Genomic DNA, 22839 nt, shown 5'->3' with positions numbered 1-22839 from the left:
GCATCCTTTATCCTAATGCCACATCTAAAAACATCATCAGCGCAAATCCAAGCATAGTCCCTACAGTAGATAAGTCAGTCTCGTCTCCATTTTGAGACTCAGGTATCAATTCCTCAACTACCACAAAGATCATCGCACCTGCCGCGAAAGATAAGGCATAAGGCAGAACAGGAGCTACATACAAAACGAGTAAGGCTCCTAAAACGCCTGCAATAGGTTCCACCATCCCGCTCAGCTGGCCATATTTAAAGGCTTTCCATCTGGAGAAACCTTCTCGTCGCAATGGGATAGAAACCGCAGCACCTTCCGGAAAGTTTTGTAAACCTATACCCATGGCTAAAGCAATAGCTGTAGTCAGTACCTCCATACTTGGATTCTGCAATAAGGCTCCAAACGCTACACCTACCGCTAAACCTTCAGGAATATTATGTAAAGTAATTGACAATACCAGAAGTACACTGCGATGCCAAGAAGTCTTAATTCCCTCCGCTTCTTCCGTGCTTTTACTTAAGTGCACATGCGGCAGAAACTTATCCATGGCAAATAAAAAAGCACCACCAAAGAGAAAACCTATCACTGCAGGTAGCCAAGAGATCCCTCCTCTCTCTTCCTCTAATGCTATACTTGGTGCGAGAAGCGACCAGAAACTTGCAGCGATCATAACCCCTGCAGCAAAGCCCAACATGAGGTTTAAAGCTTTCTTATTGATTTCTTTGAAGAAAAAAACACAGGAAGCACCTACAGCTGTAACTCCCCATGTAAATAAGGTAGCTAACAAGGCCAAGAATACCGGATGCCATGAAAGTAAGTCTTCTAAATGCATAATGTTAGATTAATCTAAGTTTGAGAACAAAAATACTAACTCTCTCATATATAATCAATCTACCATTGCAGCTTTTTGATAAAATAGATCTGCTGGCTACCAGCTTCAAAAGGACGGGACTCTGCCACACCATAAACGAGTAGAGATTTAAAATCTAAAGTCTGGACTGAGAAATCACCATCATCTACCTTCCATGGTTCCTCTGGAGAGAATAGTAAATGGAATTCTTTCTTTCCATCAATGAGGTAACTTAACCCTCTCTTGTAGGGTAAGAAGGGAACAAACTGATCTTTGGTAAACAGCAATGCGCTTTGAGGTTCAAATCGAATAAAAGGATCACTTTCGATCTTGAATACATCTTCCTGAACTACATTTCCATCTTGATCCCATTCCAGAACCATTAATTGATTCACTTTATTCTCACTTACCGTCATGCTTCCCCCCTGATAATTTTGGATCTGAGCTGAAGAGGACAAAGCCTGATAAAATTCTAAAGTGGACACAAATCCATTGGCACGGAACAAAGTTTTTTGCCGTATATCTATCTTCTTACCTTTATCCCTTTTCATTTCTAATCGCCTTACCTGCCTTGAAGGTAGATTTTCCGTGTACTTAGAAAAGGATATCAAACTTTTAAAATGTAGAGGTTCTTCTAAAGAACCGAAGAAAAACCCTTCTGCGAGTGGAGCACAATAAGAATTATAAGTGCCAGCTAAATAGGGAGTCCCATCTGATCCTAAAGTAAAATCGAAGTCTTGCAACTTATGCTTTTTGTCTCCCAAAATCTTCCTGTAGAGTAGTTTTCCATTTGCATCATATGTGCCCAAACTAACTATACAGGTGGTACTAGAAGAGGTCAAAACGTAAATTTCATCCCTCATGGAATTGAAGAAAAGCCCTCTGAGCTCGGTATTTTTTTGATATACCTGTGGTAAAACCTTCCCTGTCTTTGCTTCCAAATCATGAATCTCTATCACTGGTTTATCATTGTACCACCCATATACAATCGGCATTCCCTTAAATACAGAGAAGCCTATCTTATCTAAGCTGGTCAGGGATTCAAACGAATGAGCAGTTACCTTATGAGTAAAGAGGTCAAAATCTAAGAGATGGAACTTCTTTGATCCTTTATCATGGGATAAGTGGTAAAGAGATCTACCGCTAACCACCTGCCCTATGGGCTCATAGAATCGAGGCAGAGGCGCTATGGGATTCCAGATGACCTCCAGATTTCCATTGAATTTATAAAAACTGATCTTCCTATCTCTACCGTAAGGATCCGTCTGATAATTGACCAATAGAACATCCTCTTCATAAGGTATCAAATCCAGGTCTTCCTGAACACCCTCCGGAAGAAGGATACTATTATGCGCTACTTCACGTAATTGAGCGTGGAGAGCCAGTGAAAGAAAAAGTAAAGGGATTAAGTGTTTCATCTTTTGCCTAGTTCAACAACCTCCAAATGGGAGATTTTACCCTCTGATAACTCCATTCTCATAAGGGTACGAACGGCATGAAAACCATGTCTACCGGCAGCGCCTGGATTAATATACACCAGTCCATCCCCTTTAATTACACGTAAAATATGGGAATGTCCGCAAATAAACAAGTGTGGATTATGCTTTTTAATCAAGCTTTTAACTTTAGCTGGAAACTTACCGGGTAATCCACCAATATGAATAATTAGTATTCTTAAACCTTCTCTTTCTAAAAGCAGATGCTCTGGCCACTCATAGCGTAAAGGAGGCCCATCTATATTACCATAAACGCCATATAAGGGTTTAAAACCAGCCAAAGCATCAGAAACGGAAATATCCCCTACATCACCTATATGCCAGATTTCATCACAGTCCTGAAAATGTGTAAATACGCCGGGATCTAAATAGGAATGTGTGTCAGATATAAGACCTATGCGAATCATTCCCACTTCACTTTAATTCCGTGATAATGCGTCTGCTCAACATAATCCTTCCTCAAGGGATGGCCTTGCCAGTCGGCCGGCAAAAGAATGCGCCTTAAATCCGGATGCCCAGTAAACTTAACACCGAATAGATCAAAGATCTCCCTTTCGTGCCAATCAGCAGTCTTCCACAGTTCCGTTAAACTTGGAGCTTCAGAATCTTCCCTAGGAAGCGTCATTTTGAGAATAATTCCATGTTCAAGGGGAAGAGAACTTAGATGATAAATCAAATCCAGTGTGCCTGCGGAAGGCCCATTATCTACACAGGTAATGCAGTGGAGAAAATCAAAGTAAAACCCAGGAGTTTTATTCAAAAACGTGCAGATACTGTGTAAATCTTCCGACTTTATCTGCAAAAAAGGCTGTAGAACATCTCCATGATATTCTACAGCTATTCCTAGCTCCTTTTCTAAAGTCTGCGCAATATGTAGACTGGAGCTTAAATTCATTTTTTAATTTTTTTGTGCCAAAAGATACATTACGGCCATTCTCACGGCTACTCCGTTTTCCACCTGATCCAGGATGATAGAGTGTCCGGAATCCGCAGCATCAGAGCTTAGTTCCACACCCCTATTTATAGGCCCAGGATGCATGACTATGATCTCTTTATCCAATTCATCCAGCATCTTCTTCGTAATTCCATAATACAAGGAATATTCTCTCAAAGAAGGGAAGAATTTCAATTGCTGACGTTCTAGTTGGATACGCAATACGTTAGCCACATCACACCATCTCAAGGCTTCTCCTACCGTATCGAATCTTTTAACGCCTAAGGTATGAAGATATTTAGGTATCAATGTTGTAGGACCACAAACAGCCACTTCTGCTCCTAATTTTTGCAAGCAGAAGATATTAGACAAAGCTACCCTTGAGTGGGTAATGTCACCTATAATAGCTATCCTTTTCCCGGCCAAATCTCCTAACCTCTCCTGCATGGAGAAAGAGTCAAGAAGGGCCTGGGTAGGGTGCTCATGAGTACCGTCTCCGGCATTTACTATGTTAGCTTTGATCTTATCCGACAAGAAATGTGGAGCTCCCGGGCTGCTATGACGCATGACTACCATATCTACCTTCATGGCTAGGATGTTATTTACAGTGTCCAAAAGGGTTTCCCCTTTTTTAACTGAACTACCGGAAGAAGTAAAATTAATAGTATCTGCTGAAAGTCTCTTCTCTGCTAACTCAAAGGAAAGACGAGTACGGGTAGAATTTTCAAAGAATAGATTAGCAATGGTGATATCTCTCAAGGAAGGCACCTTTTTAATAGGCCTATTGATCACTTCCTTAAAACTTTTTGCTGTTTCTAATATGAGCTCTATATCTTGGGCCGTGATGTTCTTTATGCCCAGCAAATGTCTAGTACTTATGGCCTGCTGCATCGAGAAGAATAATTTGACAAATTTAGTAAGATTTAGGCCGTTTTCCCAATACAAAAGCGAAAATTGCAATCAATGCCAAACTTCCATTTGGTGTATTCCTGCGTTCATCACTACGCTTCCACTCTGCTTTTCAAGCTTTCCCGAAGAAAACTTATAGAAATAAATCTGTCCTATAGGCTTTCCAAATTGTTTGGTGTAAGCACAAGAGATGGCTAAATTCTTCCCGTTCTTATCCCATTTTAGAGAGGCCGGCTGCAGCCCGTCTGTTGTGATTTCCGACCTTAATTCTAGGCTCTCATTTTTAAAGGAGAAAATGCTGACCATAGCTTCCACTTTCCCATGAGTTACTCCTAAGTAATCTCCGGAAGGATGTAAACTCAATTGCCTTGGCTGAAATCCTACATCTATGCGTGAAATCAACTGATGTTTCCCAGAGTCGTCCTGACTCAAACGAATAACAAAAATCTGACCTTTTCGGTGATCATCTCCTTCATCCAAAAGAAAAAAGGACTTACCATCTTTACTAAAGGCCCCTTGGCTTGGAACTCCCTCAAATTTGGTCAACTCGCCCACCTGTTCTAAACGTATGATTCTGTTTTTATCCCAAACCACCCGAATCAGGCCTAACTCTTTGTCTTCCTTTCTAATAAATGCAAGATATTGCTTATTGGGATGCCAAATCAAATCATTTATAGCTCCACCTTCCATATGCAATACTCCCGGAAGTAAACGGATAGGCTTCCCAAAATCATCCAATTCAAAGATTTGAATCTCATTTCCGGCGGTTGTAGAACTGATGGTTAAATAATGCTGGGAAGGATCAAAACTTAAGGATGTGGGGTTCTCCGCTACCGGAAATCTATAATCGGGCCGAAGCTGATGATCTTGCAACTTTACTACACTAACATAAGTTCCGGGCGCATATTCCTCTCCCTGCTTTTGCCCTTTGGTTTCAAGTATATATACACTCTTAGCCTTAAGCCCTATAATTCTGTGATTGTTTTCAATGGAGTTTGAAATCCCAATCTCTGAGGGGTGACGGGAATCCTGTAGCTTCAGAGGGAGTGCAAAATAGCCCAATTTATCCTGACCATCTTGAAGGTAAAATAATCCCTTAGCATCAAAATCAGGGGCTTGGGCAAAAGTAGAAACGGATAGAATTAGTCCAAAGGAAAGTTTTTTCATGGATTAGCGCCGAATTGTATATATGTGCGAAGTATGAATTCCTGGATTGATGATTCATGTGTACCTCCCTTTACCGTGACCAAATTTACTTTTGGAGAGCCTGCTTCCGTCATACCCTCATAAGCTGTTTTGGAATTTATGTAAGGAACGTAAGTGTCTGCATCTCCATGTACCAATAAGGTTTGAGTCAGCGACTTCCAATGCGTGAGATCATTTTCCTTAAAGGCTTTCCTGACTTCTTCCTCCCCTCCTCCATTATACGAACTCACAAAAGTGGGATTCAAAAGCGTATTAAAGCTGCCTGTAAAATTAACCTTATACCCGTCCTTTTCAATGGCTGAAGCATAAGGCTCCTTAAAGAAATAGGACATGGGCTTTTTCCAATTATAAATTCGATTATAGGTTTGAAGTACCCAAATATAAGAACGGTTATGGTTAGCCTCTCCGGCTGTAGGTTCATTTACAAACAAATCCAAAAGTAAGGACTTATTATACGCACCGGCACCGCAAGAACTTGCCACCAAATTAAATTCTTTACTAAAGCTTGCTTCTATTAATTTTTGAGTAGCCAAAGTAGCATAACCGCCAGCTGAATAGCCGGCCAGATACAATCTATTATCCCAGTCGGTCTTAGCCTCCTTCATGAATTCCTTAACAGCCAATAGATAATCTACTGCTGGGACCGCTAATCCCTCTGCATGTTCGTACGGATGCGGTTCCGCTTTGGATTCCCCATAACCCACATAGTCCGGCATAGCTGTAGCGAAGCCCACAGCTCCCATAAATAAAGCTAAAAGACTTTCAGTACCTGACTTAAAATACGAAGGAGCATCTGACTCTTCAAATTGGGTGCCATGTTGTATGCTTAAAAGCCGAACCTTAGCGGCACCTATTGGCATGACCAAAGCACCTGATGCTACAATTTCTTTTCCATCAGTGGTGATAGTGGTATACCTCACTTTGTACAGTTTGATATCATGTTTTAAAGCACCACCTATCAAAGGCGCCAAATCCCCCATTAAGGGAGCTGCTAAAGCCAGCACTTCTTCCTTCTTCATTTCCTTTACTTCCTGAACATCTACTAGTCGGGAAGCCAACTCCGGCTCATCCGAATTTTTACAAGAAACAAAGGCTATTAATAGTAAGAAGTACCACTTTTTCATGCTTTTATGAGTTTTTCTCTGAATTTGTCTAATAGTTCATTCAACCTCCTCATTTCCTCTGTATCTAGATCAAGGTGTTCGTTCATCATCTGAGTCATTTTATCAGAAATGGCATTTAGCACCTCTTCTCCTTTTTCTGTAATAGTCACATCGCAAGCCCTCCTATTGGACTCTTTCTGCTTGCGCTCCACCAGTCCCTTATAATACAACTTATCCACTAAACGGGAAGCGTTTGACATCTTATCTAACATACGCTCTATGATTCCGTTGATGGTGATGGGTTGGCCATGTTGCCCCTTTAGAATACGTAAAACGTTATACTGTTCGATACTAATATCAAATTCCTTCACGATTTTATTGTGAAAGATAGTTATCAAATTGTTCGTATATATGATATTTACGATGCATTTCTCGCTTTCTGACTGAAAGGGACGAGTTTGCTTGATTTCAGTTTCTAAACTCATAAGCTACTTTCACTTTCATGTATTAACATAATTTACAAAAGTAAGCTTATTTTCCAAACCATTCATGAAATTAAATGAGAAAATTACATTAGTATCCGGATCACCTAGAAGAAAACAAATACTTGAAGAAGCAGGGTTTACTATAATCATCCGTCCTACAGACACTGACGAGTCATTTGACCCTTCTGAAAACCTATACAAAGTACCGGAAATCCTGGCTAGAAGAAAGGTAGAAGCTGCTTTACCTCAGGCGGGAATAATTATTGGAGCTGATACTGTAGTAATAGTTGAGGGAGAGATTTTAAACAAGCCTAGCGACTATGAAGAAGCATTTACAATGCTTAAGAAACTGAGCGGAAAAACACATGAAGTAGTTACCGGAGTATGTATTTCAGATCCAAATGGGATTCATACCATCTCAGACTGTACCAAAGTGCACTTCAAAACACTAGAAGATGCTGAGATTGATTATTACATAAAGAATTATAAACCTTTTGACAAAGCCGGCTCCTATGGTGTTCAAGATTTCATTGGAATGGCGGGAATTGAAAAAATTGATGGTTCATTCTACACCGTGATGGGACTACCCATTCACCTCATTTACTCACAATTGAAACCATTTATTACATGGGAAGAGAACAAGTAGTCATCTTCATGAACGAAGAAGATGACAAAGTATATGTAAAAGTACCAGCGGGAGTATCTACCCGGTTTGAATTACAAAACCTGGCAGGAAAGCTTCTGTCAGAATCTATTCATGATAAGGGATTACATGATTTTGATCTAAGTGGCCTTCCTGAGGGAATTTATTTTGTTTTGGTTAATCAAAATGATAAAATATCATCTAAAAAGATAGTAAAAGGATATCACCCATGAGATTATTAATAGATATGGATGATGTGCTGGCGGATACCGGCGCAAAGATTCTGGATGTATTCAATCAAAGGAACGGACTTCAATTAGAAAAATCCTTTTTTGAAGATAAGCATTTTTATGAATATATCAAAGGACATAATTCCTATAGAGACGCTTTATATGAACCCGGTTTCTTCAGAGACATAAAAGTTTTTCCGGATGCTATAGATGTAGTGAAAGAGCTTAATGAAAAATTTGAGGTCTATATCGTTTCAGCGGCTACGGAATTTCCCTTATCTCTAACTGAAAAAATGGAATGGTTAGATGAACACTTCCCCTTCATTTCCTGGAGAAATCGAGTTTTCTGTGGAGATAAATCTATAGTGCATGGAGACATAATGATTGATGACCACGCCAGGAATTTTGAAAACTTCTCAGGCAGGAAAATACTATTTCATTCCATGCATAATACGCAGGTACAAGGCTATGAAAGGGTAAAATCATGGAGAGAGATCAGAGACCTTATAGGGTGTGCAGGAAAAGAATAAATCCCATAATGAATTGAAACAAAAACCACTATTCTCTATTTTGGTTTTGAAATTATAAAAATTGAAACCCAACCTTAAATAAAACATGAGAATTGCCCTACTCTACCTAGTGGTTCTCTTACTAGAAATCTACGGAAGTACAGCCTATCATAGACCCTTAGTTTGGATCACAAAACCATTATTAATGCCTTTACTGATGTATCTAGCCTACCAAAAAGGTATAAAGGACAAGTGGCTTTATGTAGCCTTAGTGGGGAGCTGGTTAGGAGACATTTTTTTAATGTTAGATGGGCAATTTTTTCCAGGTTTAGTTTCCTTTCTTTTTGCACATATAGCTTATATCATCTTATTCAAGCCCTACTATACATTCAGTTTTATCCCTATCTTTCTCCTAGCATTGATTACCAGCGCCTATCTCATATTCCTTCTACCGCATATACCGCTAGAAATGAAATGGCCGGTCATCACATATTGCTCTGTCATAACAGGTATGGGTATTATGGCCTCATCTTTGGACTTAAAAAGCAAAAAATGGATTACCTTAGGCGCACTGCTCTTTATCCTATCAGACTCATTAATAGCATACAATAAATTTTTCCAGAGTCTTCCCTACTCCGCATTCTTCATCATGGGAACATACGGAGCGGCTCAGTACCTCATTTTAAAGGGATGGTCTAAAAAAGATTTTGCTTGATCAACTTGATAGCTATAGCCAGAATAATCAAACCAAATACCTTTTGAAGTACTTCCACAGTTCCCGGATTCAGTTTTCTTTCTAACCAACCGGATGATTTTAGCACTACAAAAATGAGAATCAGGTTAATGAAAATACCGGCCAGGATATTGACATCATGATAAACCGCCTTTAGTGAAATTAAGGTAGTCATGGTACCCGCACCGGCAATGATAGGAAAAGCAAGTGGAACAATGCTGGATGCCTTACTATCCGCAGAAGGAGTATGTTTAAAGATTTCCCTTCCCAAGATCATCTCAAAGGCAATGATCAGTAGAATCAAGGCACCCGCTACCGCAAAAGATTCCACATCAACTCCAAAAAGTTGTAAGATCTTAACTCCTACAAAAAGGTATACAATCATCAGTATACCAGAGATCAAAGTAATACGCTCTGCATGTACATTACCTATCTTCTTTCTAAGATTTAGAATAATAGGGATAGAACCTAATATATCTATCACTGAAAACAGGATAAGAGTAATAGAAAACAATTCTTTGAAATTAAATTCGGAGAAAAAATCCATGGCACTATGTTTTTACAAAAATAGAAAGTAATCTAGATAATTCTTTATAGTGCAAGTCAGGAATAGCCGGAAAATTCGCTATTCTGAAAGTATTTTCTTTCCACTCCCCATAGCCTTTCCCTATAAGCACTCCATTTTTCTCCAAAAAGTGGGAAAGTTCTCTAGGATGGTCACATTTGAATACTAGCACGGTGGTGGATCTCAAATCAGGATTTTCAATCAGTGGGGCATAATATTCCCTAAGTTCATTATACAATTGTTGCGCTCTTTGCTCCAACCGTGAATGTATGATTTTCTTTCCCTCTAAACCTTCCAAAACCCTCTTCAGAAGATAAATTCCCAATAGATTCGGCGTATAGGGGGTCTGATGCTTAGAGAAATTCTCTTCTAAAAAAAGAACGCTATTATAGTGTAGACGCTCTCCCTTTTCCTTTGCTCTCATGCGTGCTTTTGGAGAAAGAATCAGTAGCCCCATTCCTGATGGTAGGCCGAAACACTTCTGAACAGAGGCAATCCAGACATCCACTTTGGACATTTCATAAGCCCTTCCCCCCAAAGAAGAAACCACATCCATGACTATTAAGCCTTCTCTTTCCTGAGGGATGCAAGGTATATGCGTTCCGTTTGAGGTCTCATTTGCCACAACGCACACATCTCCATGGGTGGGAAACATGGGAAATTCATTCGGCTCAAAGGATAAAGAATGCGAATCTGGAAGAATTCCTTTGGAATACTCCATCCATTTTTTTCCAAATGCTCCATTGTAGACAAACGTGGGCTCCACTAGCAAAGACTGTGCACAAATCTCCCAGGCCTCCGTAGCGGAAGAAACAAAATACACAGAATAATCCGAAGGGATCTCCAAATGTCTTTTTAACTCCAGGATACAGGACCCAATCAACTCCATGCCTTGCTCAGATCTATGGTTCCGTTCCAGTATACCCAGCTCAAACGCTTCCTGGGCATATTGGGGAACTTCTGAATAGATCTTGGAAGGTCCCGGATAGAAGTTGATCATACTTTTAAAGGAATTCTGATTCTAGGTTTCTCTGCATTGATTTCTGACTTGAACAAGGAAAACCATTGAAATACTTCGTCTAAGGCAGGTAGGTTAATAGAGTACATCACAAATTGGCCTTTCTTTTTAGCCGTAACCAGTTCCGCCTGCTTTAAAATGTCCAGATGGTGACTGATACTAGGCTTTGAAATGTTAAACCTGTCTGCAATCTCCCCGGCTGCAGCAGGGTGAATGCGCAGAATCTCAAGGATTTCCCGACGGGTACCATCATTCAAAGCCTTAAAATACTTATCCATGATAGGGTTGTTAACTTAATATTTATACAAATAACTAACTATATTTTATTATGTCAAATTTTTCTCTAATTTTCTTTATGAAAACCCTTTCCCTCACCACTTACACAAAGAATATTTGGTATATTTGCGTATTGTATAGGGGCGTAATCATTAAATCACATGAGAATCCTAAAATTTGGCGGAACTTCTGTAGGCACAGTTCAAAGCATCACAGAAGTAGCAGACATTATCCAAAAGAAACACAGCAAGTCCCAAGGTTTAGTTGCCGTATTTTCAGCCATGTCAGGTGTGACAAACAAGCTTATTGAAGCGGGAAATTTGGCGGCAACTGGCAAATCAAGCTATCAAGAGATCCTAAAAACCATTGAAGATCGTCACTTTGAAGTGATCAAAGCTTTGGTTCCAGTAAAATCTCAAAGTGCAATCCTAGCTAGGATTAAGGGAGAAATTAATGACCTGGAAGATTTTCTAAAAGGGATCACCTACATCCAGGAACTCACTCCCCGAACATCAGACTTCCTGGTGAGCTTCGGTGAAAGACTATCCACCCAAATGCTAGCCTTCATTCTACAAGAAAGAGGTATACCTACCGAATATTGGGATGCTAGGAAGATTATAAAAACGAATAGTACTTACGGTTGTGCGGAAGTTGATACCTTAAGCACACATGAAAATATTATCCAAAATCTTAACAATACGGAGGTAATATACTGTGTAACCGGATTTATCGCATCAGATGAAAAAGGTGTAACCACTACCTTAGGCAGAGGTGGCTCAGACTATACAGCTTCCATCCTAGGGGCTGCACTAAATGCTGAAGTCATAGAGATTTGGACTGACGTGAACGGCATGATGACCGCAGATCCCAGAAAAGTGAAGAATGCTTTTTCTATACCTGAGATCTCGTATTCAGAAGCCATGGAACTCTCTCATTTTGGAGCAAAGGTCATCTACCCTCCTAGTTTGATTCCTGCCTTTCAAAGAGATATTCCAATACGTATCCTGAACACCTTCGATAGTGCACATCCGGGAACCATTATTAGCAAAACCGTAGCACAAAAGGCATATTCCATTACGGGAATCAGCTCCATCGATGACATAGCTTTAGTGAATTTACAAGGTAATGGCATGATAGGAGTAGCTGGGGTATCAGCTAAGTTGTTTGGCCTATTAGCAGATAATAACATATCTGTCATACTGATCACCCAGGCTTCATCTGAGCATTCCATCTGTTTTGCAGTAGAACCTACTGCGGGTGAGAAGGTAAGAAACATTTTAGAAAGAGGCTTTAGATCTGAGATCGAGAATGGAGAGATAGAGAATGTCTCTATCCAATATAACCTCTCTATCCTGGCTACAGTAGGTGAAGGAATGCGTTCCAGCTCCGGTATTTCCGGTAAACTATTCTCCGTTTTAGGTAAGAACGGTATTAATGTAGTAGCTACTGCCCAAGGCTCATCTGAGCTAAATATCTCTGTGGTAATCAAGAAAAAGGACATTGCCAAAGCCCTGAATGCAGTGCATGAATCCTTTTTTGAGATTGATGGCTTTACCATCAACTTGTTTATCTTAGGTCCGACTGGATTAATAGGACGAACACTGCTAAGACAGATACTCGCACAAAGGGAATACCTGAAGAAGGAGAAGAACGTAAGTATCCGATTAGTAGGTATGACTAACACTCGGAAAATGCTTTTAAACCCGGAAGGAATTCCCCTCGATGACGCCATTGAGCGTTTATTAGAGGACGGAGAAGTAGTGAATCAAAGTGAGTTCTTTGAAGATATGCAAGCTTTGAACCTGAGCAATTCCGTATTTGTAGATTGTTCTGCCGACAAAAACATCATTCAGTATTACGCCCCTTTACTGCAAAGTAATATATCTATCGTCACTCCGAATAAGGTAGCTAATTCCGGATCATATGAAGAATATGCCTTACTTAGAGACATCTCAAAAAGGAGAAACGTTAAATTCTTATACGAAACAAATGTAGGAGCAGGTTTGCCTATCATTAACACCTTACAAGGTTTGATCAATAGCGGTGACCAAATCCAGAAGATTGAAGCCGTACTGAGCGGTACTTTATCTTATATCTTCAACACTTTTGATATAGACAGATCTTTTGTAGATGTGGTAAAGGAGGCCAAAGAAAAAGGCTACACGGAACCGGACCCCAGAGATGATTTAAGCGGAACGGACGTAGCTCGAAAAATACTCATATTAGCTAGAGAGTGTGGTATAAAATTAGAATTAGAAGACGTAGAAATCACTCCTATCCTAAGCGAAAGAGCCTTAGCCGCTCCTACCGTAGATGCATTTTACCAGGTATTAGAAGAGGAAAATGAGATATACGCCAAACAAATCCAGACTGCCCATGAAGAAGGAAAAAGACTTCGATTCATTGCCCGGTTTGAAGAAGGCAAAGCAAAAATAGGATTGACTGCTGTGGATGCCACACACCCTTTCTATAGCTTGGCAGGATCAGAAAATATTGTCTCATTTACCACAGACCGTTATTTACATAACCCACTGGTAATTAAAGGGCCTGGAGCGGGTGCAGAAGTAACCGCTATGGGCGTATTTGCAGATATTATCAGTTTAAGTAGTTTCTTAGCCTAAAAACATAGTTTTGAATAGTATAAAAGTATTTGCACCGGCCACTGTAGCTAACGTAGCTTGCGGATTTGACATCTTCGGCTTGGCCGTGGATAATCCTGGAGACGAGGTCATTCTCACACGCAGAAATGACTCTCAGATATGTATACAGGAGATCACGGGGGATGGAGGCAAATTAACCAAAGACCCTAATAAGAACACGGTTACTGTACCCATTATTAAATATTTGGAAAGTATAGGCTCAAATGCCGGATTTGATGTGGTACTGCATAAGAAAATGGCTCTGGGTTCAGGCCTAGGTAGCAGCTCTGCAAGTGCAGTAGCCGGAGTTTTTGCGGCCAATGAATTACTAGGCCAACCTTTGAAAAGGAAAGAACTACTCCCTTTTGCGATGGAAGGCGAAAGAGTAGCATGTGGTGCAGCACACGCAGATAATGTAGCACCCGCTCTTCTAGGAGGTTTTGTAGTAGTAAGGTCCTATTCCCCACTTGATGTATTTCAAGTACCGGTTCCTGAAGACTTATTTGTGAGCCTAATACATCCTGACGTGGAAGTGAATACAAAGGATGCGAGACATATACTTAAAAACGAAGTATCCATGAACAAAGCCATTTCGCAAATGGGTAACGTGAGTGGGATGATAGCCGGACTTATGAGTTCAGACTATGGTCTGATAGGAAGATCAATGGTAGATTTTATCATTGAACCCATCAGATCTATTTTAATTCCGCGCTTCTTCGAGGTTAAAATGGCAGCCATGGATGCCGGTGCATTGGGTTGCAGTATCTCAGGAGCAGGACCTTCAATATTTGCTTTTTCTAAAGGGAGAGAGACAGCGGAAAAAGTGGCAACTGCCATGAAGAATGAATTTGAAACTGTAAACATACAAGCTACCACTTACGTATCTACGATAAATGTAGGTGGTCCTAAAATCTTATGAAAGCCAAAGAAATAAACAAAATATTCAGGGAGTCTATTGAAGACTACCATATAACTGACCATGTTGACGCGCCAAAACCAGAAAAATACGAAGGTTTTGAAGGCCTCTTGTATCTAAAAAACTGGATCGATACGGTGCAGTGGCACCTGGAAGATTTAATTCGCGATCCTGAGATTGATCCTTCTCAGCTGGTAGGCCTTAAACGTAGAATTGATGCTTCTAACCAGCATAGGACGGATACTGTAGAACAAATGGACGAGTATCTTTATAAAACCTTAGACGGGGTGCAGATTCAGGAAGGAGCTAGACTTAATTCTGAAACTCCTGCGTGGCTACTGGATAGAATGTCTATTTTACAATTGAAAATCTATCATTTTGAGGACCAATTGAAAAGAACAGATGTAGACGCTGCCCACCTGGAATCCGTTAAGCAGAAACTCTACATCTTAAAGATTCAAGAGCAAGACTTAGAAATAGCTTATGATGAATTAATGGAAGATCTGCAAGCAGGTAGAAAGTACATGAAGCTGTATAAGCAGATGAAAATGTACAATGACCCTAGCTTGAATCCTATCTTCTACGGCAAGAAATGAAAACGGCGCTGGTATTCAGATTCTCTGCTATGGGAGATGTGGCATTAACACTTCTTCCTATCAAATGGGCACTCAAAGAAAATCCTGATTTGCGTGTGATCATGGTCACACGCCCCAAGTTCTCCGCCTTTTTTCAAAACGAAGAAAGAATCAAGGTCCACGAGTGTCATTTTGAAAGTAAGCACAAAGGGCCATTTGGCCTTTACAGATTGTATAAAGAGCTTACTGAATACCAGCCCGATTATATACTTGATCTCCACCAAAACCTTAGGACTTTTGCCTTAAAGACCTATTTCCTAGGTAAAAAGTGCTACACATTAGATAAGCACAGAAAAGAAAAAAAGGACATCATTAAAGGCAAATCTAGTACACCGGTTAAACATGTTACGGAGCAGTACCGAGATGTGTTTACCTCTGCTGGCATATCCACGGCCAGGGAAATTGCACTCCCTGCCTTTACTACTACAGAAGCTACACAGCAAAAGATCAAAAACTGGGAGATCCAGCCTCCTTATATAGGCATTGCTCCGTTTGCCCAACATAAAGGTAAAATTTGGCCTTTTGAAAAGTATTTGGACTTTGTTCCAAAACTTAAAAATGCCTACCCTAAGTATAACATCCTACTCCTTGGTGGAGGAAAAAGAGAAAAAGAACTCTTAGATCAAATGGTTTCAGAACGGGTATATAATACCGTGGGACTTTTTAGTTTGGAGGAGGAACTGGAATTAATCTCAAAATTAGATTTCCTGATCAGTGGAGATACTTCTAATCTACATTTTGGGTGTTTATCTGGAACCAAGGTCTATTCCATTTGGGGAGCAACTCACAGCATGTTAGGATTTGGTCCTTTGTATCAAAATACTAAGATAGAAATATCTAGAGCGGAACTTACATGCAGGCCATGCTCCGTATTTGGTAAAGAACCTTGTAAAAGAGGAGATTATGCTTGTTTAGAGCAAATCTCCCCAGAAAAGGTACTTAATATTATAAAAGAGAATTTCCAAACTCCTTAAAATCCATGCCACCAAAGGTACCGGAAGACATCAGTAATAGGTTCTTGTTTTTCCAATCTTGTTTCTTCAGGTATTCTTGTAAAGCAAGGGAATCCGTATATACTAAAAGGTCTTCTCTATTAAAGAACTTCTTGATCTCCTCCGCATCTAAGGCCGGCATCCTCTTCATCTCAAGCGTGTGAGGAGAGAAGAAAACTATGGCAGTATCTGCCGCTTCTAAAGTATCTGCATAGTGAGGTAAAAAGTCTTTGTTTAAGCTGGAATAAGTATGCAATTCATACGCTGCCACTAAGGGACGATCTCCGTATAATTCTTTCACCGCCTTAGTAGTAGCATTCACTTTTGAAGGTGCATGTGCAAAATCTCTGAATACGTGGGTCAAATCAGAATGTGCTACGGTTTCGAGACGTTTTGCTGCACCTTTAAAGCTGGCAATGGCCGCAAAGAACTCATCCTCAGATATACCTAATTTCTCGCAAATGATTCGTGCTCCATTCAGGTTTTTCAAATTGTGTTCTCCAAAGACCTCTAATCCCACTTCTCCTTTAGGCGTTAAAGCAAAAACCTTGCCTTCTTCCACCTTATAAGGATAAGCTTCATATGGAATCTCTTCTACTCCTTCCCTCGGAACGCTTCCTAATTTAGCAGCATCTGCGTCAGTCTTATCATAAAGCAAGACGCCTGGTCGCTCAATACTGTCTGCAAGTTTACTAAAGGTGCCTGTATAATCTTCGTACTTTGGAAATACATTAAAATGATCCCAGGCTACTCCACTGATTAGAGCAATATGGGGCTTATAGAACAAGAACTTAGATCTTAAATCCAAAGCACTGGCCAAGTATTCGTCCCCTTCTATGACCATGATAGGTGCTGAATGACTTAGTCTCACCATGAGATCAAAACCTTCGATCTGAGCCCCTACTAAATAGTCAAAATCCTTCTTATAGTAAGCAAGTACATGCAGGATCATACTTGTAATGGAAGTTTTCCCATGACTACCAGCTATGACTACACGTTTTTTATCCTTGCTTTGTTCATAAACATATTCAGGAAAAGAATACACTTTTATCCCTAATTCCTGAGCTCTCAGAAGTTCAGGATTGTCCTTTCGGGCATGCATACCCAAAATTACTGCATCTAATCCAGTATGGATTTTATCAGGAAACCAACCAAAATCCGGAGGCAAAATGCCTGCATGCTGCAATCTGGACAAAGCCGGCTCATAGATTTCATCGTCTGATCCCGTAACCTCAAAACCTTTACTCTGCAATGCTAACGCAAGATTATGCATAACTGCCCCACCGACAGCTATAAAATGGACTTTATTCATGAAAAATTAAATGCTAATGATATTTTCTAAGAACTGCAAAATGTGAGCAGTAAGAACCCGTTATTTCCTTTGCAAAGTTGTAAAAAATATATCAATTTTGCACGACTTTTTAAATTCTAAAAGCAGCAGGCAAAAGGCGAATGAAGAGGTACATCGATTTAATACAGCAGACGTTTGAATTTCCTACTCGGGAATTTGGTGTAGATGCCCAAAATAATCTTTTATTTAATAACGTACCTCTGATGGATGTGATCCGAAAGTACGGGACTCCCCTACGGATCAGCTACCTTCCTAAGATTGGTGAGCACATAGAGCATTCTAAAATTCTCTTTAAGAATGCCATGAAGAAATACAATTACAGAGGGAATTATACCTACTGTTATTGTACGAAGTCTTCGCACTTTAAATTCATCTTGGATACGGCGTTAAAGCATAATATCCATTTGGAAACATCTTCTGCATTTGACATTCCTCTTATTGAGACTTTGTATGAAGAAGGAAAGATCACTAAAGACACTTATGTGATATGTAATGGACATAAGATGCCTCAGTATCTAAAGAATATTACTAATCTCATCAATCAAGGATTTGTTAACTGTACTCCTATTCTCGACAATCTGGATGAAATAGATCATTATCTGGAGAATGTTACAGCAGATCATGTGAATATAGGAATCCGTATCGCTACAGATGAGGAACCTACCTTCTCTTTCTATACCTCTCGTCTTGGTATCCGCTACAAAGACGTAGATGACTTGTACCTGAAAAAGATCAAACCGGATGAGCGTTTCAAATTAAAAATGCTCCATTTCTTTATCAACTCAGGTATTAAGGATACAGCTTACTATTGGTCGGAACTAACTCGTTTCATGTTCAAATACTGTGAAATGAAACGCATCTGTCCTGAATTAGACTCCATAGACATCGGTGGAGGTATGCCTATTCAGACATCCGTAGTTTATAATTTCGACTACCAGGCTATGGTGGATGAAATCATTGAGAACATTCAGTGGATCTGTCACAAGAACAATGTACCCGTTCCTAACATCTTTACTGAATTCGGAAGTTATACAGTAGGAGAAAGTGGAGCTATACTATATAAGATCATTGATCAAAAGCAGCAGAACGACAGAGAGCTTTGGTACATGATTGATGGATCATTCATCACTCAGCTTCCTGACTCTTGGGGTATAGGACAAAAGTACATCATGCTTCCTATCAATAACTGGGATGCACCATACACCAAGGTCAATCTAGGAGGATTAACCTGTGATTCAGCAGATTATTACAATACAGAATCTCATTCTGAGGATTTATATATGCCTATCATTGATGAAAAGAATGATCAGTATATAGGATTCTTCCATACCGGTGCTTACCAAGAAAGTTTAGGAGGATATGGTGGAATACAACACTGTCTAATCCCAGCACCTAAACATGTATTGATAGACAGAGATGAGAATGGAAATATAACTACTGAACTCTTTGCTGATGAGCAGACAGAAGAGTCTATGTTGAAAATTTTAGGATATAGAAGCAAAAGGAAGCCAGCAGAACCTCTCTTAGAAAGTGCAAGTAAAATGCAATTTCATGAGGATTCGAAAGAAAAATAGTATATTTACGTACTAACAACCAGATTTACTATTCAGTCCTATTATGAAAAAAACGCTCATCATCGCACTCCTAATGATAGGAATTACGGCTACAGGTTGTAGAAAACAGACCTGTCCGGCCTATTCCGCAGTGAATCAGCCTAGCCATACTGTAGCTTTCTAAACCATTTCTACAGTATAGCCATGGCTTCCATCATCACCTTAAAGTCGATAGAAAATCAGGACGGTTTTCTTTCAGTATTTGAGCATTTGATGCCCGGACACATTGAAAGGGCATACTTTATCTACAATGTTCCCGGCGAAAGCATTCGGGGCGGTCATTGCCATAAGCAAACTTGGCAAGGCTTGATCTGTTTGAATGGTTCATGTGACATTTATGTCCAAGAAGACGAATTTCATGAACAAATCATAACTCTGGATAGCCCACATAAATGTTTGTTACTTAAACCTTCCGACTGGCACCAGATGTACAACTTTTCACCTGGTAGTATTTTACTGGTTTTGGCCAACAGGAATTATGATCCGGATGATTACCTAGATACACCCTATAATCATGAAAAAGTAATCGGCCATAGAATTTCCCTATTAAACAACGAATGAAGATTCCTTTCCTCTCTCTAAAAAAACTAAATGCACCTTACCTGAGCCAATTCCATTCTGATTTTGAGGAATTCCTTGAAAGAGGTTTCTACATGCTGCACGATAATGTTCGAAACTTCGAGACCGAATTTGCTGAATTTTGTTCTGCAAAACATGCTATTGGTGTAGCTAACGGACTTGATGCTTTAGAATTGATCCTTAAAAGTTTAGATCTACCGCCTGGCTCAGAGATCATTGTGCCCGCTAACACCTATTTTGCCTCCATACTTTCTATTGTAAATTGTGGACTCACTCCCATATTGGTGGAACCGGATGAACGCACCTTTTTAATAAGTACAGAATCCATCCTAAATGCCATAAGTTCTAAAACCAAAGGAGTACTAGCGGTAAATCTTTATGGCAGAATGTGTGATTTCCACGAAATAGCAAATATCTGCAAGGCAGAGAACCTGTATCTAGTGGTAGATGCCGCACAGAGTCATGATGCTCTCTATGATGGTAGTAGAGACTGCCCGGGAGCTGATGCTATAGCCTATAGCTTCTACCCTACCAAGAATCTTGGAGCATTGGCAGATGCAGGAGCAGTCGTTACCCAACATGATTGGATGGCAGAGAGGATCAAAAGCTTAAGAAATTACGGATCAACAGTACGATATCAATTTGAACACAAAGGAAGGAACAGTCGCCTAAGTGAACTTCAAGCAGGATTCTTAAGAACGAAGTTAAAAGGACTGCCAGAAGAAACCCGGAAGAGAAGAGCCATAGCCGGTTCCTATCTAGCAGAAATTCACAATCCTAAATTGGAACTGCCTTTAGGGGACCGACTAAAAGAGGACGCATGGCATTTATTTGTAGTAAAAACCGCGAATAGAAGCCAACTAATACAACATCTAGAAAAGGCCGAAATAGGTTATGATATTCATTATCCGAAGGCTCCTCACCAGCAAAATGCCTTTGCTGAGTTCAGGCACTACTCTCTGCCCATAACGGAGAGAATACATGAACAAGTGATAAGCGTTCCACTCAATGGTTCACTTACGACCCCGGAAGTAAGTTATATCATAGAAACCCTAAATAACTATTAAAATGTGTCAGTTGTCTATAATAATACCGGTGTATAATGGAGCAAGCTCCATAACTTCACTGGTAGAAATCTTGCAGAAGGAGCTGAATTCCTATTCATTTGAAATAATTCTGGTAAATGATGGATCAAAAGACAATTCAGCAGAAAAGTGTAAGTCCTTAGCCACTGACCACAGCGAAATTACCTTTATCAATCTTCGAAAGAACTTTGGGGAGTTTAATGCCGTCATGTGCGGCTTAAACTATGTAAATGGAGACTATGCGGTAATCATAGATGATGATTTCCAGAATCCTCCATCTGAGATAATCAAATTATACCAGAAGGCTCAGGAAGAAGATTACGATGTGGTGTATAGTTATTATGAAGACAAACAACATCACTGGATGCGTAATTTCGGAAGTAAGGTAATAAATCTGCTTACTACTTATCTTTTGAAAAAGCCTAAAGATTTATACTTAAGCAGTTTTAAATTGATCAAAAAAGACGTGGTAGAGGAAATCATCAAGTGCAAAACTCCTCATCCTTACATTGATGGTCTGATATTTCAGGTAACGAACCATGTGGGTAAGCAAAAAGTAGTTCATCTGGAAAGAAAGGAAGGTCACTCCAATTATACTGTTTCTAAACTGTTAAGTTTAACTTTAACCATACTCTTTGGATACTCCCTTATTCCTTTAAGACTCACTCTGCTAGCCGGCTTATTATCCATCATATTTTCCTTATCTTATATGATCCTATATGCCTTAAATATCATTAGTACTTGGGGATCACCGATCATCATATTTATGTGTGGTGTCATCCTATGTGCTTTATCTTTGGTTGGCGAATATGTAGGAAAAGGTTTCCTGATGCACTCCGGAAAACCTCAATTTGTCATTCGTTCAGTAGTTAAAAAGCAATAAAATAAAGTAATCAAAGTTGTAAGAAGGGTCGAAAACCCTATTTTTGCACAAACTAATGTTGACCTATGTCTGAAAAGAAGAAAAAAAAATCACCTACGAGAGAATGGTGGGATTCCGTTCTGTTTGCGGTAATCGCTGCTACACTCATTAGGGGACTGTTTTTAGAAGCCTATACTATTCCTACTCCATCTATGGAGAAAAGCCTTTTGGTAGATGACTTTCTCTTTGTATCAAAGGTACATTACGGTGCCAGAACACCTAAGACCATACTTCAGGTACCTTTAACCCACCAGAAGATCTGGTTTACTAATATTCCTTCCTACTTGGATTGGATTCAACTGCCTAACTACCGTTTACCTGGTTTTACTAAGATCAAAAATAATGATGTAGTTGTCTTCAACTATCCGGGCACTCCACTTCGACCTGATCCCTACGGAGGACATGCAGAATATCCAGTAGACCTTAGAACAAACTACATCAAAAGATGTATGGGTATCCCGGGTGATGTGTTAGAAGTGAAAGACGCTGTTGTGTATATCAATGGAGAGAAACTACCGGAAGTAAAAGGTATTCAGAAGTACTATGATATAGAATTCAATACTAATCCAAACGAAAAGATCTTTGAAAAGGCAGACGTTTCTGTATTAGCAAGGAGAGGCGAAGGTGGAAAGTATTTCTATAGAATCAATGCTACAGCGGAAGGTTTAGAAGAGATCAAGAAATATGATTTCGTAACCAATGTTTATCCTGAGATCCTTCCTAAAGGAGATACTTCGAGCATCTATGGTGCAGCTTTCCCATATAATTCTCGATTGTTTGCCTTTAATAGAGATAACTTTGGCCCTATAACTGTACCTAAAAAAGGTGATAAAATCATTTTGGATGAAAAAAATGCTGCCCTTTACGGTAGTGTAATCGCAACCTTCGATTTGAATAAAAATGCTGAATTTAGAGACGGCAAAGTCTTCATTGACGGTCAAGAAATCAAGGAATACACCTGGAAGCAAGATTACTATTTCATGATGGGAGATAATAGATATGAATCTGATGATTCCCGTTTCTGGGGCTTTGTGCCGGAAGATCACGTGGTAGGAAAAGCAGCCTTCATTTGGATGTCCATTGACAGAGATGCATCTCTCTTCAACAAGATCAGATGGAAGAGATTATTCAATATCATTAAGTAAGCAAAAAGCCTTCC

The 22839-nt window shown here is 39.8% G+C and carries 25 protein-coding genes; 13 read left to right on the top strand and 12 right to left on the bottom strand.

Annotated elements, in window-relative coordinates; translation table 11 throughout:
• Positions 1-7: 7 nt before the first annotated feature.
• The 8 genes from LBYS_RS03190 to LBYS_RS03155 all read right to left on the bottom strand — a co-directional run bounded on the left by LBYS_RS03190 (position 8) and on the right by LBYS_RS03155 (position 6860).
• Positions 8-823 (bottom strand): ZIP family metal transporter, encoded by an 816-nt coding sequence (locus tag LBYS_RS03190; RefSeq protein WP_013407460.1) that lies wholly within the window; start codon positions 821-823, stop codon positions 8-10.
• Positions 824-882: 59 nt separating this feature from the next.
• A complete protein-coding gene (locus tag LBYS_RS03185) occupies positions 883-2259 on the bottom strand; it encodes a hypothetical protein (protein WP_013407459.1) in 1377 nt (458 codons plus the stop codon).
• Entirely contained in the window at positions 2256-2744 is a 489-nt protein-coding gene (locus LBYS_RS03180; RefSeq protein WP_013407458.1) for a metallophosphoesterase family protein, read from the bottom strand. The genes LBYS_RS03185 and LBYS_RS03180 overlap by 4 nt, the downstream gene beginning before the upstream one ends.
• Positions 2741-3232, bottom strand: coding sequence for an NADH-quinone oxidoreductase subunit C (locus tag LBYS_RS03175; protein ID WP_013407457.1), 492 nt, complete (start codon positions 3230-3232; stop codon positions 2741-2743). The genes LBYS_RS03180 and LBYS_RS03175 overlap by 4 nt, the downstream gene beginning before the upstream one ends.
• Positions 3233-3235: 3 nt before the next feature.
• Entirely contained in the window at positions 3236-4162 is a 927-nt protein-coding gene (locus LBYS_RS03170; protein ID WP_013407456.1) for an aspartate carbamoyltransferase catalytic subunit, read from the bottom strand.
• Between the two features lie 69 nt (positions 4163-4231).
• A complete protein-coding gene (locus tag LBYS_RS03165; protein WP_013407455.1) occupies positions 4232-5347 on the bottom strand; it encodes a lactonase family protein in 1116 nt (371 codons plus the stop codon).
• Positions 5344-6510: an alpha/beta hydrolase family protein gene (locus LBYS_RS03160; RefSeq protein ID WP_013407454.1), complete on the bottom strand. Its 1167-nt coding sequence runs from the start codon at positions 6508-6510 to the stop codon at positions 5344-5346. The genes LBYS_RS03165 and LBYS_RS03160 overlap by 4 nt, the downstream gene beginning before the upstream one ends.
• A complete protein-coding gene (locus LBYS_RS03155; protein ID WP_229310451.1) occupies positions 6507-6860 on the bottom strand; it encodes a MarR family winged helix-turn-helix transcriptional regulator in 354 nt (117 codons plus the stop codon). The genes LBYS_RS03160 and LBYS_RS03155 overlap by 4 nt, the downstream gene beginning before the upstream one ends.
• Before the next feature lie 178 nt (positions 6861-7038).
• Between LBYS_RS03155 and LBYS_RS03150 the strand changes: the two genes are divergently transcribed.
• From LBYS_RS03150 to LBYS_RS03135, 4 genes are all read left to right on the top strand, one after another.
• The gene (locus tag LBYS_RS03150) at positions 7039-7620 is read left to right on the top strand and encodes a Maf family protein (RefSeq protein ID WP_013407452.1); all 582 of its coding nucleotides are present in this window, start codon (positions 7039-7041) and stop codon (positions 7618-7620) included.
• Complete coding sequence (locus LBYS_RS03145; protein WP_013407451.1) at positions 7602-7850, top strand: T9SS type A sorting domain-containing protein; 249 nt, start codon at positions 7602-7604, stop codon at positions 7848-7850. The genes LBYS_RS03150 and LBYS_RS03145 overlap by 19 nt, the downstream gene beginning before the upstream one ends.
• Entirely contained in the window at positions 7847-8377 is a 531-nt protein-coding gene (locus tag LBYS_RS03140) for a 5' nucleotidase, NT5C type (protein ID WP_013407450.1), read from the top strand. The genes LBYS_RS03145 and LBYS_RS03140 overlap by 4 nt, the downstream gene beginning before the upstream one ends.
• A gap of 85 nt (positions 8378-8462) precedes the next feature.
• Positions 8463-9071: a lysoplasmalogenase gene (locus LBYS_RS03135; protein ID WP_013407449.1), complete on the top strand. Its 609-nt coding sequence runs from the start codon at positions 8463-8465 to the stop codon at positions 9069-9071.
• Here LBYS_RS03135 and LBYS_RS03130 read toward each other — a convergent pair.
• From LBYS_RS03130 to LBYS_RS03120, 3 genes are read right to left on the bottom strand one after another with little or no spacing between them, the layout of a single operon-like run.
• The gene (locus LBYS_RS03130) at positions 9052-9636 is read right to left on the bottom strand and encodes a MarC family protein (RefSeq protein WP_013407448.1); all 585 of its coding nucleotides are present in this window, start codon (positions 9634-9636) and stop codon (positions 9052-9054) included. The genes LBYS_RS03135 and LBYS_RS03130 overlap by 20 nt on opposite strands.
• A gap of 4 nt (positions 9637-9640) precedes the next feature.
• Positions 9641-10654 carry an aminotransferase class V-fold PLP-dependent enzyme gene (locus LBYS_RS03125; RefSeq protein ID WP_013407447.1) on the bottom strand — a complete coding sequence of 338 codons (1014 nt, stop codon included), beginning with the start codon at positions 10652-10654 and terminating at the stop codon, positions 9641-9643.
• On the bottom strand, positions 10651-10950 hold the full coding sequence (locus LBYS_RS03120; RefSeq protein ID WP_013407446.1) for an autorepressor SdpR family transcription factor: 300 nt from the start codon (positions 10948-10950) through the stop codon (positions 10651-10653). The genes LBYS_RS03125 and LBYS_RS03120 overlap by 4 nt, the downstream gene beginning before the upstream one ends.
• Positions 10951-11109: 159 nt before the next feature.
• Here LBYS_RS03120 and thrA point away from each other — a divergent pair, with 159 nt between their 5' ends.
• Genes thrA through LBYS_RS03100 form a run of 4 tightly spaced genes read left to right on the top strand, consistent with a single transcriptional unit; the run spans position 11110 to position 16112 of the window.
• The gene (gene thrA / locus LBYS_RS03115) at positions 11110-13569 is read left to right on the top strand and encodes a bifunctional aspartate kinase/homoserine dehydrogenase I (RefSeq protein ID WP_013407445.1); all 2460 of its coding nucleotides are present in this window, start codon (positions 11110-11112) and stop codon (positions 13567-13569) included.
• A gap of 10 nt (positions 13570-13579) precedes the next feature.
• A complete protein-coding gene (locus tag LBYS_RS03110) occupies positions 13580-14506 on the top strand; it encodes a homoserine kinase (protein WP_013407444.1) in 927 nt (308 codons plus the stop codon).
• On the top strand, positions 14503-15099 hold the full coding sequence (locus LBYS_RS03105) for a DUF4254 domain-containing protein (protein ID WP_013407443.1): 597 nt from the start codon (positions 14503-14505) through the stop codon (positions 15097-15099). Before LBYS_RS03110 ends, LBYS_RS03105 begins: the two co-directional genes overlap by 4 nt.
• On the top strand, positions 15096-16112 hold the full coding sequence (locus LBYS_RS03100) for a glycosyltransferase family 9 protein (RefSeq protein ID WP_013407442.1): 1017 nt from the start codon (positions 15096-15098) through the stop codon (positions 16110-16112). The genes LBYS_RS03105 and LBYS_RS03100 overlap by 4 nt, the downstream gene beginning before the upstream one ends.
• Here LBYS_RS03100 and LBYS_RS03095 read toward each other — a convergent pair.
• On the bottom strand, positions 16084-17442 hold the full coding sequence (locus LBYS_RS03095) for a UDP-N-acetylmuramate--L-alanine ligase (protein WP_013407441.1): 1359 nt from the start codon (positions 17440-17442) through the stop codon (positions 16084-16086). The two genes, LBYS_RS03100 and LBYS_RS03095, sit on opposite strands and share 29 nt — an antisense overlap.
• Positions 17443-17582: 140 nt before the next feature.
• Here LBYS_RS03095 and LBYS_RS03090 point away from each other — a divergent pair, with 140 nt between their 5' ends.
• From LBYS_RS03090 to lepB, 5 genes are all read left to right on the top strand, one after another.
• Positions 17583-19055, top strand: coding sequence for a type III PLP-dependent enzyme domain-containing protein (locus LBYS_RS03090; RefSeq protein ID WP_013407440.1), 1473 nt, complete (start codon positions 17583-17585; stop codon positions 19053-19055).
• Positions 19056-19238: 183 nt separating this feature from the next.
• On the top strand, positions 19239-19655 hold the full coding sequence (locus tag LBYS_RS03085) for a sugar 3,4-ketoisomerase (RefSeq protein ID WP_013407439.1): 417 nt from the start codon (positions 19239-19241) through the stop codon (positions 19653-19655).
• Positions 19652-20740, top strand: coding sequence for a DegT/DnrJ/EryC1/StrS family aminotransferase (locus LBYS_RS03080; RefSeq protein WP_013407438.1), 1089 nt, complete (start codon positions 19652-19654; stop codon positions 20738-20740). Before LBYS_RS03085 ends, LBYS_RS03080 begins: the two co-directional genes overlap by 4 nt.
• Position 20741: 1 nt before the next feature.
• Positions 20742-21641: a glycosyltransferase family 2 protein gene (locus LBYS_RS03075; protein ID WP_013407437.1), complete on the top strand. Its 900-nt coding sequence runs from the start codon at positions 20742-20744 to the stop codon at positions 21639-21641.
• Between the two features lie 65 nt (positions 21642-21706).
• The gene (gene lepB / locus LBYS_RS03070; protein WP_013407436.1) at positions 21707-22825 is read left to right on the top strand and encodes a signal peptidase I; all 1119 of its coding nucleotides are present in this window, start codon (positions 21707-21709) and stop codon (positions 22823-22825) included.
• Positions 22826-22839 lie beyond the last annotated feature (14 nt).

It is taken from the genome of Leadbetterella byssophila DSM 17132 (assembly GCF_000166395.1).
Taxonomy (GTDB): Bacteria; Bacteroidota; Bacteroidia; order Cytophagales; family Spirosomataceae; genus Leadbetterella; species Leadbetterella byssophila.
This window is presented reverse-complemented; position numbering and strand designations above follow the sequence as displayed.

Excerpts from the sequence above, each read along its gene's own strand:
- LBYS_RS03190 (WP_013407460.1), bottom strand. The coding sequence starts at position 823 with ATGCATTTAGAAGACTTACTTTCATGGCATCCGGTATTCTTGGCCTTG.
- LBYS_RS03185 (WP_013407459.1), bottom strand. The coding sequence starts at position 2,259 with ATGAAACACTTAATCCCTTTACTTTTTCTTTCACTGGCTCTCCACGCT.
- LBYS_RS03180 (WP_013407458.1), bottom strand. The coding sequence starts at position 2,744 with ATGATTCGCATAGGTCTTATATCTGACACACATTCCTATTTAGATCCC.
- LBYS_RS03175 (WP_013407457.1), bottom strand. The coding sequence starts at position 3,232 with ATGAATTTAAGCTCCAGTCTACATATTGCGCAGACTTTAGAAAAGGAG.
- LBYS_RS03170 (WP_013407456.1), bottom strand. The coding sequence starts at position 4,162 with ATGCAGCAGGCCATAAGTACTAGACATTTGCTGGGCATAAAGAACATC.
- LBYS_RS03165 (WP_013407455.1), bottom strand. The coding sequence starts at position 5,347 with ATGAAAAAACTTTCCTTTGGACTAATTCTATCCGTTTCTACTTTTGCC.
- LBYS_RS03160 (WP_013407454.1), bottom strand. The coding sequence starts at position 6,510 with ATGAAAAAGTGGTACTTCTTACTATTAATAGCCTTTGTTTCTTGTAAA.
- LBYS_RS03150 (WP_013407452.1), top strand. The coding sequence starts at position 7,039 with ATGAAATTAAATGAGAAAATTACATTAGTATCCGGATCACCTAGAAGA.
- LBYS_RS03145 (WP_013407451.1), top strand. The coding sequence starts at position 7,602 with ATGGGAAGAGAACAAGTAGTCATCTTCATGAACGAAGAAGATGACAAA.
- LBYS_RS03140 (WP_013407450.1), top strand. The coding sequence starts at position 7,847 with ATGAGATTATTAATAGATATGGATGATGTGCTGGCGGATACCGGCGCA.
- LBYS_RS03135 (WP_013407449.1), top strand. The coding sequence starts at position 8,463 with ATGAGAATTGCCCTACTCTACCTAGTGGTTCTCTTACTAGAAATCTAC.
- LBYS_RS03130 (WP_013407448.1), bottom strand. The coding sequence starts at position 9,636 with ATGGATTTTTTCTCCGAATTTAATTTCAAAGAATTGTTTTCTATTACT.
- LBYS_RS03125 (WP_013407447.1), bottom strand. The coding sequence starts at position 10,654 with ATGATCAACTTCTATCCGGGACCTTCCAAGATCTATTCAGAAGTTCCC.
- LBYS_RS03120 (WP_013407446.1), bottom strand. The coding sequence starts at position 10,950 with ATGGATAAGTATTTTAAGGCTTTGAATGATGGTACCCGTCGGGAAATC.
- thrA (WP_013407445.1), top strand. The coding sequence starts at position 11,110 with ATGAGAATCCTAAAATTTGGCGGAACTTCTGTAGGCACAGTTCAAAGC.
- LBYS_RS03105 (WP_013407443.1), top strand. The coding sequence starts at position 14,503 with ATGAAAGCCAAAGAAATAAACAAAATATTCAGGGAGTCTATTGAAGAC.
- LBYS_RS03100 (WP_013407442.1), top strand. The coding sequence starts at position 15,096 with ATGAAAACGGCGCTGGTATTCAGATTCTCTGCTATGGGAGATGTGGCA.
- LBYS_RS03095 (WP_013407441.1), bottom strand. The coding sequence starts at position 17,442 with ATGAATAAAGTCCATTTTATAGCTGTCGGTGGGGCAGTTATGCATAAT.
- LBYS_RS03090 (WP_013407440.1), top strand. The coding sequence starts at position 17,583 with ATGAAGAGGTACATCGATTTAATACAGCAGACGTTTGAATTTCCTACT.
- LBYS_RS03085 (WP_013407439.1), top strand. The coding sequence starts at position 19,239 with ATGGCTTCCATCATCACCTTAAAGTCGATAGAAAATCAGGACGGTTTT.
- LBYS_RS03080 (WP_013407438.1), top strand. The coding sequence starts at position 19,652 with ATGAAGATTCCTTTCCTCTCTCTAAAAAAACTAAATGCACCTTACCTG.
- LBYS_RS03075 (WP_013407437.1), top strand. The coding sequence starts at position 20,742 with ATGTGTCAGTTGTCTATAATAATACCGGTGTATAATGGAGCAAGCTCC.
- lepB (WP_013407436.1), top strand. The coding sequence starts at position 21,707 with ATGTCTGAAAAGAAGAAAAAAAAATCACCTACGAGAGAATGGTGGGAT.